Genomic DNA, 11,105 nt, shown 5'->3' on the forward strand with positions numbered 1-11,105 from the left:
TATTTTTAATAAATATAATTAACCTAACTCTCACTTATGAGATCTTTTTTAAAATTGAAATAGGCACAAAAAAAGCCCTGAATTTCTTCAGGGCTTTTTAAAAATAAACAAATTGCAAATCAGTTAAGACTGCTTTGAAATTTTAAACTTTTCACTTTCTATAACTATCAAAACTCACTTTTTAGATCAATTAATTTTTTGAACAAATATTCAATTATTTTAATAGCGAAAGTATTTTACTAAACACTTCGTTATTTTCATAAACACCTTGAAAATCCTGCGAATGTGGTCCGTAAGAAAATATCGGAACCATAGTCGCTGTATGATCGTTGGTAATAAAATCACCTTCTATTTTATGCTTTTTTACATTTCCTTGCGGAATCGCAAATCCTGAAGTCTCGTGATCTGCTGTTATAACTATTAATGTTCCTTCGTTTTTGTCGGCAAACATAAGAGCTTGTGTTATCGCAGTATCAAAATCTATTGTTTCAGCAACAATTCCGGCTGTATTATTAACATGACCAAAACTATCAATTTGTGCTCCTTCAATCATCAGGAAAAAGGGTTTGTTTTTCTTGCTTAAAAATTCAAGACTGTATTTTGTTGCATCAGCTAAGAGTTCACCTCTTCCTTCTAGAACTGAAGGAACTCTGCTTTGTGAAATAAAAACACCAACTGTATCATTCGCAACGGTCTGTAAGTCTTTAACCGAATTTACTAGTTTAAATTTCGAACTTAATGAACTATTTTGAAAAGTAGAAGCTCCTCCGCCTACAAACAAATTCAGTTTGCTTTTTAATAAATCTTTAGAAATTCCTTCAGTATTAGATCTTTCTTCAGTATGGGCATAAAAAGCTGCAGGAGTGGCTCCGGTAATTTCATCTGTAGTTATTACACCTGTAGAAAAATTTCTTTTTTGCAGTATTTCTAAGATATTCGGAATCGGTTTTGTTAAACTATCAGTTCCGATAGCTCTGTTGTTGGTTTTTTGACCCGTTGCCAAAGCAGTTCCCGCAGCAGCAGAATCTGTTGTAAAATCGTCAGCTGATTGTGTTTTTATAAAACCAATACTTTTTAATTGCGTTACTGACAAAGCTCCATTATTGGCCAACACGGCTGAGGAAATTTGCGACAAACCATTTCCGTCTCCAATTAAAAGAATGACATTTTTTACTGGAATATTTTTTTGGTCTGTCTTGAAAGTCGGAGTATAAACTTTTGATGAATTAGAAGCGGTTACAAGTCTTTTAGGAAAAGATTCCAGATATTGCACACAATTGAATGGTTTGTCCGTATTAATAATATCTACACCCAATTCTAAAAAAGCTTTCCAAGCACTTTTTGTATCTGGAGAACCCCAAAAACGAAATGGTCTATTAAGTTTTTTAGCTCTAGAAATAACTTCGCTTACGCGATTATAATCGTCGTGTGTTAATCTTCCAAGTCCGTTCCAAACAGAATATTTTTTAAAGTCGACACTAATCATGGCTACTTTTTCCCAGTTTTCTTTTGACAAAGGTTTTTCAATTTCCTGATAATCAAACAAAATAAAATCTGGATATTTTGTATACGTTTCAGATACGGGTCTGTTTCCTGAGATCACAATTTTGATATCCTTATTTTTGGTTATTGTTTCGTATTTTTTTAGAATAGAAATCAATTTAGCAAGAGTTGGCTCAGCTTCGGTTTTAATGTCTACCAATAAAACCAGTTTGTTTTCTTTTTTGTAATTCATTTTTAATGCCGTTTCTAATGGCTTTAAATACAAATCTTCTAAAGTTCTGGAAATAGTAATTCCTTCTTTATCATGCGAAACAAATAAGTTATTGTCTTTCAAAAAAATATCCGCTTCTATAGACGTTGCTCCATTAGAATATGCATCCCAAAACGGAATGATACGATTGTAATCATTATGCGAATGCACTTTGATCAATTCCTGCGCGCACAAATTGGCTGGGTTACCAAAAAGCAACACGAAGAAACTAATGAATATTGATGATAATTTCATTTTAAATAAATTAATGAATTTGGGTAAAAAAAGTAGGTTTGGGGGCAAAAAAGGGATTTCAAAAACTTGGATTTGGACTTAGTCGGAAAATGGGGAGTTTTTCTCGACGATGTGACTTTATAAAAAATCAATAAAAAACAGGGTTATAAAAAACAACCCTGTTTTAAACAACTAACACAAAAAAGACTGCGCATTTTACTAACAATGCTAATAAAATGAGCATCAGTCTTTTAATTCAATATAAAAAAAACAAAAATAAACTAGTAACCTTTATTCTGTACTAAATATCCTGGTACGTTAGAAGCTCCATCAATTGCTACCTGAGGAATTGGGAACAATCTTTTGCTTGCATCTGTATCTGCTTTTTCAGTCCATTTATCTTCAAAGTGGCTGAAACGAATTTGAGTAGTTCTTCTTAAACCTTCCCAGTAAAATTCGAAACCATATTCTCTGTATAAAATATCTAAACTAATAGCTGGAAGTGCAGCAGGAATTGGAGTACGTGCAGTTCTTGAAGTTCTAACTGTATTCATATCAGCAAGTGCACCAGCGCTATCTCCTTTTCTCAATTTAGCTTCAGCACGCATCATAAAAATTTCAGCATATCTTAATAAAACCATATCTACACTACTAAATGTATTTCCGTCAGGAGAAGTATGGCTGAATTGATATTTAGAAACTCTGTAACCAGAATAGTGCATACTTCCTTCTTTTGTAAAATCAACTTTCAAAGTAAGGTTTACGTATCCAACGTTTTTATCAGGTCCGTTTCCTTTAATTTGTTTAACTGGATAGATTCTGTATCCATTATCACATTTATAAAAAGCACCATTATTATCTTTTCTTGCTGCCCAAGGAATACCTCTCATAATTCCTCTGTCAATTTCAAACTCTTCAGCTTTTACACAGTAATAGTGATTTTCATCATTTAATGGAGAAAATCCTGTAAGATCTTTTAAGTTATCTGGCACTTTAGCATTATTTTTATAAAATCTTGAATCAGCATCAGCAGGATCTACAGATCCGTAAGCGTCAACCCAAGTTTGATAAAAATCTGATGTAATAGCTGGACCGTCAGTTCCATCTGCATTGATAGATTCTGGTCTAGGAAACATTGAACCTGGTATTGACCAGTATGCCCAACGATTGTGCTCATCAGCTAAAACTCCACGTTGATCTATTGAAAAAATGATTTCTTTATTTTTATCATTAGAATCATCAAACAAGTCAAAATATTCAGGAGACATACTGAATTTTCCTGAGTTGATAATGTTATCTGTGTATTTAATAACTTTATCCATATCAGCACCTGTGAATGAAGGTGTTCCGTAAGGATCACGGTAAACAGCTGCATTTATATTCAATCTTGCAAGAAGTCCCCAAACTGCTGCTTGTGTCATTCTTCCAGGTCCTTTATCCGTATTAATTACATCTACAACAGATAACAATTCATTTTCTATATAAGAAACTGCATCCTGACCTCTAAGAATTTCTGAAGTACTAGCTGAAGATTCTTTTTTGAATACAATTCCCCAGCTGTCTAACGTCTGCATATTTAAGTAAGCTCTTAAAGCTTTCATTTCATATAGTGCTCCTTTTGCTTCTGTATTTCCAGCTTCTGCAAGAGGAGTCAACACTTCAATAGCAGATAATGTTCTAGAGATATTTTTAGTAAGCGCATTCCAAGTACTTGTTACTAAGTCATTAGTAGCTGTTGTAGTATGAGCGTGTACAGCTAAATATTTACCTCCATCATACCAATCTGTTCCTCCTCTGTAAGGCAGAATACCTTCATCGCTGGCAATTAACTGTAAACCAAAATTGTTTGTATGATACCAAGTTGATTTTAACTGTCCATAAGCGGGAGCAATTGCACCACTGATCGCTTCTGCTTGTCCGGCTCCATTTAAAGATTCGTCCAGCACTTTTTCATCTAAGTCAGTACAGCTCCAGGTAAAAAACAAACTGAATGTAAGACTTGCTATTATTATTTTATTTTTCATTTTTTTTTATTTTTGATTAAAATGCCACGTTTAAGCCAAATACAATAGTTCTCGCTCTTGGGTAACTGAAATAATCAATACCAAAAGACTGAATTTCACTTACTGGAGTTCCAGTATTAATTTCTGGATCGTAACCGCTGTATTTTGTGATTACAAATAAATTTTGTCCTGTAACTGATAGACGAATGTTATCCATTACATCACCAAGTCCGATTATTTTCGGGCTTAAATTGTAACCCAGAGTTGCATTATTTAATCTTAAGAAACTACCATCTTCTAAATATCTAGTAGAAACTGTATTAGAGTTTGTTGAAGCTTCGTTTAAATATTGTGAAGCTCTGTCTGTAGTATTAAATGAATTTGCCAAATTACCTCTGTTGAAAGAAGTCATAGCAACGTGGTTGTAAATTTTATTTCCTCCAGCTCCGTTAAAATTAGCTCCGAAATCAAAATTCTTGTATTTCAAATTCAAGTAAAATGCATAAATATAATCTGGTAATGCACTTCCAGCAACTATACGGTCATTGTCAAGAATAGAACCATCTCCATTTGCATCTGCAAATTGATTTAAACCATCAGGACCAATTCCTGTAAAATCAAGCATATAGAAAGAACCGATTGGCTGCCCATTAATTACTCCGTTAATTGTTGCATTGGTTTGTCCGCCTCCTTGTGCAGCTCCAGTTGTCAATATTTTGTAAGGTGAATTTTTTACTTTGTTTTTTGTAAAAGATACGTTTCCACCAACGCTATAAGAAAAATCTTTGCTTTTATCACTACTGTAATCTAAAGCAACCTCAATACCATTGTTTACAACTTCCATATTAGGAATGTTTGTCCAGTATGTCGATGCAGGCTGAATAGGATCTACAGGTGTTACTTCTAATAAAATATTATCTGAAACTTTGTTGAAATAATCAACAGTACCTGATAATCTATTATTGAATAAACTAAAATCTAAACCAATATTAGTCTGTGTTGAAACCTCCCATTGCAAATCCGGATTAGCTAAACGCGTGTAGATTGAACCGTAAGGATAATCACCTACAGTTGTCGCAGATGGGTCTAATGGGTAAGTATCATATCCATTAATACTTTCTGTATAACTTGTTTTTGTTTTCTTAGAAGGAATTTCCTGAACACCAGTTTGTCCCCAGCTTGCTCTTAATTTAAGATTGTTAATTGTTTCAGAATCTTTTAAGAAATTTTCTTTTGTAATATTCCATCCTAAAGCAACAGATGGAAAATATCCGTAACTATTGTTTGTACCAAATTTGGTAGATCCATCACTACGAATGGTTGCAGTAAGAAGATATTTATTATCATATCCATAATTTAATCTTCCGAAGAAAGACTGAATCTCATTCTCTACTGCAATCGAAGACTTGCTTCTAAGCTCAGTAGCTGCTCCAATTTGATTTTTTGGTTCAACCCCATTATCTGGAAATCCTCTAAAGTTATAATTCTTTTGATTTATTTGATTTATTTGGTAAGATTGACCAGCTAAAACTGTGAAATTATGAGCCTTAACATTAAAATTATACGTAAGAGTATTTTCGTATAAAGTATTACTATTATTAGTAGCAATATTGTTTAAAGTACTTTCTGTTGTATTAGTATTCGTAGTATATGGCAAAACTTGAATGTCTCTTTCAGACATAGAATAATCAACACCTAGATTAAATTTATAAGTTAATCCTTTTATAATTTCATAAGATGGAGAAATATTCGCTAAAATACGATTGTTAACAGTTTCGTCAGAATAAATTCTTTGGCTGATTAAAGGATTTACAGCATCATTACTTAGGTTTGTATTAAGCTGTCCATTTACATAAACTGCGTCAGTTGGGTTCATTGTCAACATACTTCCAACAATACCTCTTGCATCTGGTCTTGAATTTTCAAGTTTTGTTGCAGTCATGTTAAAAGCAATGTTAAACTTATCGTTTAATGCTTTTTGAGTTAAATTCAAACGTCCAGAATAACGTTTTAAATCACTATTTTGTAAAATACCTTGTTGGTTATCCACACCTAAAGATGCCGCATAAGTCGACTTTTCAGTTCCGCCACTCATCGATAAGTTAACGTTTTGAGAAATTCCAGTTCTAGTCAATTCATCTTGCCAATCTGTACTTGCTCCACCATCTTGTAGCGTTCCGTTTACAGCAGCAACTTGTTTTCTAAATTCATCAGCACTAAAAACATTCACTTTGTTTGCTAATGTCGAGATTCCCGTTGTCATCGAAAGGTTGATTTTATTCTGTCCTTTTGATCCTTTTTTCGTTGTAATTACAATTACTCCATTACCTCCTCTTGCACCATAAATCGCTGCAGCAGATGCATCTTTAAGAACCTCAATGCTTTCGATATCCTGCGGATTGATAAAGTTCAAAGGGTTTGAAGCAACACCAGTACCAGAATTATCTAATGCAAATCCGTCAACTACATATAGAGGTGTTGTTCCAGAACGTAAACTTCCAACTCCACGAATAATAATATCCTGATTAGCTCCTGGCTCACCACTAGCTGCCATTACATTAACACCAGCGACTTTACCTTGGATCAATTGCCCTGCATTGGCTACAACACCTTTGTTAAAATTCTCACTTTTTACCGAACCAATAGCTCCAGTTACGTCAGATCTTTTTTGAGATCCGTAACCTACCACTACTACTTCATTTAAAGTACTTACTTCTTCAGTTAACGAAACGGTCAGTTTCTGTGTTCCAGAAAAAGAAACTTCTTTAGTTTTAAATCCTACGTACGAGAAAACCAAAACACCTTCGTTTTGTTGTACTTTAATTTTAAAATTCCCATCAAAATCTGTTGTAACAGCTCCTTTTGGTTCTCCTTTTATATACACAGAGACTCCTGGTACGGGTACTTTTTCGGCATCAGAAACAACAACTCCTGATACTGATACCTGCGCGTAGGAATATGACATACATCCTAAGGCAAGAATTAACAATGCATAGATTTTTTTCATTTAAAATACTTTTTTATGTTTTTTCAAAAGTATTTTAACGAACCCGCCAAAAGGAGGATTTTTGTTTTCCAAAAGAGGACTAATATTTCAATTTAGGATATAATTAACAGCAAAAAAGGGTACTATTTGTTCATTAACCTTGCCCTAACTTTCCGTAAATACAGGGCTAACAGCAATTACAAACTATATTCTTTGTATTCTTTCGGACTTTTTCCAAAATACTTTTTAAAAGAGCGTCCAAAATATTTTGGATCATTATAACCGCACTCAAAACTTATTTCAGATACATTCAATCTCTTCGTTTTTAATAAAACTTCTGCTTTTTGCAATCGCAGTGACATCAATATATCCGAAGGTGACTGATTAAGCGTTTCTTTAAACAATCGATAGCATTTTACCCTCGAAATCCCCAATTGATCTACAAGCATTTCTACGTTAAAGGAAGGGTTCTGTAATTCCTCCTTAATTATTTCTAATGCTTTTTTAAGCAGCTTTTCGTTTGGTGTAATATGGTCATTATTTTCTGTGAGAATCTCAAATATTTTCTGTTGTATTTTATGTTCCCTCAGCGGTTCTTTATTCTGATTAATTAGACTGTCTATTTTTTTTCTGACGAATGATGTACTGGCAGGTAACTTTATATGAGTATCAATTCCTATTTCTAATAATTGTTCGTCCAATTCATAATTAATATCTTCAGAGATATAAATCATTGGTATTTTGATATTAGAATTTTCTTTATTCTGATGTAAAAAGTTAATCAGCTCTTTTGAAAATGCTGCCTGATAAAAAACCAAAGCAGCTGTATCAATCTGTTTAATTATTGCATTTAAATTAAAGACAGAACTCTCATAGATTATATTGTAATTTTCGCTGTCTAAAACTTGGTTTGCAACGGTATTATTAAATGGATCCCCAAAAACCAAAAGACATTTTTTATCTGGCGAAAACTGTTCTTCGTAATTAAAATTTTTCCATGAAATTGTTTCTTTGAAATTAGCTTCCGGATTTACAATTTCTATCGGAATTCGTAAAATAGTTTGAAAATGAATACCCGAAGACGGAATAATTTCTCCTTGTAAATCTTGTAGCAACACTTGTAATGCTATAAAATAAGGACTGTAATGTGAGATTGTATCCCAATTATTTTTTAGAATAATACTGTCTGATTCGACCTTAATCTCAATAAAATTATTTTGATAACTAATCCTCACATTCAAAGTACTGTCTTTATCAGAATACTTGCAGATATCATTAAAAAAATACTGTAGTGAAAGCTTGAGACGCAATATATCTATAACCGCAAAACAATTACTACTGTCAATTTCGCAATTAAAATTTACTTTATTAGACTGAAGATTTTTTTTAAGCTTTTCGACGTTATTCTTTAAAACAGGAAATAAATAAGCTGCTGTTTTTTTAATAGGTCCAAGATCTTTAACATGTTCCAGATAATTCCATTCAGAAATAATATTTACCAGCTTATCTGATTGTAATACCAAAGACTTATGTGTTTCTGAATCCTTTTTGAGAGAACCAGAAATTTTAATTATTTTTGAAATTGGCTCCTGAAACTCAGCCAGCATAAAAGTCTTAAACTTCTCTATCTCAAAATTTTCATTTTTAGAATTACTGTGAAGAATTAAAAGTTTTTCTTTCTGCTCTTCTATTTTTTTGTTTTTTTGATCAAGTTCTAAATTAATTTCTTCAAGATTTTTCTTCTGATTTTCGATAATAGCCGTGCGCGCCATCACAAGTTCTTCAAGATACTTTTGCTGCGAAAGAGCCGTTTTATTTTTTAAATAAACTATTATTGTACAGACAAGAAGTATAAAAACAGACAAAAGAATATAAAATAATATAGATTCGTAGAATGCTTCGCCAACATTTAACGTAAAAAAAGCAGCTTCGGCAATACCGTCTTTACCTTGTTTTACTATAAAAGTGTAATCTCCCGAAGATAAATCAGAATATTGTATTTTATTATCACTCTCCAAACGAATCCATTCTTTATCGTATCCTTCCAGTTTATAATAAATGTCATTTTTTTTATTTCTTGGAAATACAATTGGTAGAATTTCAATTCTTATTTCATTACTTCCGAAACCTTTTTCTATTTTTTGCTGAAAATTTTCATTTCCGTCCACCCTTAATTTTATTTTTGCTTTTGAATTGCTAGAATAAATCAAATTGGGATTAAAATAATTAAGTCCTTCTACGCCTCCAAAAAACAAATTTCCTTTAGAATTCTTATAATATGCCCCTTCAGAAAACTCTGGTGCCTGCCATCCGTAAGAAGGATTATAAGAACTGATATCATAGCTTTTTTTATCAATAGAAGCAATTCCTTTTGTAGTACTGATCCAGATTTTACTTCCATTATCAATAAGCCCGTACACCATATGACTAGGAAGTCCTTCAGTCTCAGAAATATTTTTTATCAAGCCATTCTTTTTATTAAAAACACTGACACCGCCAAGAGAAGCTATCCAATAATTATCTGATTGCTTATCAATCAAAACAGAATAAACACTATTTCCTAAAATTCCTTCTTTAGTAGAGATCTTATTTAAAGTACCTGTATTTAAGTCAAATACAATTACTCCACTATTTTCTGTTGCCAGTATAAGATCTTTATTATTTTTCCTTACGCATCGAATATGAAATTTATTTAATAATTCCTGACCTTTAAATGATTCAAATTTCCCAGACAATAAATTAAATTTTGCGAGACCTCCCCAGCCTCCCATCCAAATTTGTTTGTTTTGGTCTTCAATCATTGAATAACATCTAGAAATAGAAATCCCAGCAATACCACTATTCTCATAGGTAGTATATTTATTATTTGAAATACGAAGAATTCCTTTATAAGTACCTGCCCAAATTGTTCCATCACTCGATGTAAACAAACTTCTTACACGATCCCAATCAGGATTCATTCCAGCCTGATCTATTTTAAACTTTTCAAAGAAATGGCTTTTGTCATTATAGTGATAAAGCCCTCTTGTGTAATAACCCAGCCAGATTTTTCCTTTGTTGTCTTCGGTAACAGCTCTAATCGTTTCGTCTGGTAGATAAGGTTCCGTTATGGGATGTGGCATGACAGCATTTATTTTTTCAGACCCCATAAATGCCATGCTCAAACCGCCATCTTTCTGCCCTAACCAGATGTTTCCAAATTCATCTTCATGAAGTGTTTCAATTTCATTACTTTTAAAAGAATACGGCGAATATAGATCTGAAGTAAAATGTCTAATGCTATTCTCATCAGAACCATTTGTCATAATATACAATCCATTCTCGCGAGTGGCAAACCAAATATTTTCTTCTTTATCCTTTAAAATATCATTTACAATAAGCTTAGGATATTTTCTAAGCAAAATATTTTTAAGATTCGTAAAGTCTATAGAATTGACTTTATTACGTGATATTGCGACAAAAGACTTATTATTAAATTCAAAATAACCATTATCTGTTTTAACAACTATATTTCCCTTATCAGATAACAAAATATCTTTGGGGACACTTTTAAATTTAAACTCTTTAAATTCGTCATTCCCAAGATATTGATTTAAGTATCCTTCTTTTGTTATTAACCAAATATTACCTGCTGAATCTTTTTTTAATTTCGTAATATAGTTACTTGAAATTGTTTTAAGATCATTATTATCGTTTTTATAAACTTTAAAATTAGTTCCGTCAAAATAGTTGAGACCATCCCAAGTAGCGATCCATAAACCGCCATCATTATCGCTCTCAATATCCGCAACAGAATTGTTAGACAATCCTTGATTTGTTGTAAAGTTTTCGAATTTTATCTGCTGTGCAAATGAATGTATACTAAAAAGGAGGAATAAAAATAAAGGCCTGATCATTGTTTGGTATTTTAACCAACAAGTATACAATTGCAAGTTAAACCAAATATAAAGTGTAGGTTAAATAAAAAAAACAGAAAAGCTGAATGGGATCTCCAAACCGATAAAAAACAAAAAACCCCGTTTCGTTAGAAACAGGGTTTTTCAAAAGAAAGGCGACGACATACTCTCCCACAAAACTGCAGTACCATCTGCGCAGGCGGGCTTAACTTCTCTGTTCGGAATGGGAAGAG

At 32.5% G+C, this 11,105-nt stretch carries 4 protein-coding genes and 1 rRNA gene; all 5 read right to left on the reverse strand.

Annotated features, from left to right (window positions below; translation table 11 throughout):
* Nucleotides 1-214: 214 nt before the first annotated feature.
* Nucleotides 215-2,008 (reverse strand): alkaline phosphatase, encoded by a 1,794-nt coding sequence (locus ACFSC2_RS16580; protein ID WP_379817183.1) that lies wholly within the window; start codon nucleotides 2,006-2,008, stop codon nucleotides 215-217.
* Between the two features lie 260 nt (nucleotides 2,009-2,268).
* Nucleotides 2,269-4,011 (reverse strand): RagB/SusD family nutrient uptake outer membrane protein, encoded by a 1,743-nt coding sequence (locus ACFSC2_RS16585; RefSeq protein ID WP_379817182.1) that lies wholly within the window; start codon nucleotides 4,009-4,011, stop codon nucleotides 2,269-2,271.
* A gap of 16 nt (nucleotides 4,012-4,027) precedes the next feature.
* Nucleotides 4,028-6,997: a SusC/RagA family TonB-linked outer membrane protein gene (locus tag ACFSC2_RS16590; RefSeq protein ID WP_379817181.1), complete on the reverse strand. Its 2,970-nt coding sequence runs from the start codon at nucleotides 6,995-6,997 to the stop codon at nucleotides 4,028-4,030.
* Between the two features lie 176 nt (nucleotides 6,998-7,173).
* Entirely contained in the window at nucleotides 7,174-10,872 is a 3,699-nt protein-coding gene (locus ACFSC2_RS16595) for an AraC family transcriptional regulator (protein ID WP_379817180.1), read from the reverse strand.
* A 150-nt stretch (nucleotides 10,873-11,022) separates the two neighbouring features.
* A 5S ribosomal RNA gene (gene rrf / locus ACFSC2_RS16600) occupies nucleotides 11,023-11,105 on the reverse strand; the annotation flags it as partial.

Origin of the sequence: Flavobacterium artemisiae (assembly GCF_042678225.1) — a bacterium.
Lineage (GTDB): Bacteria > Bacteroidota > Bacteroidia > Flavobacteriales > Flavobacteriaceae > Flavobacterium > Flavobacterium artemisiae.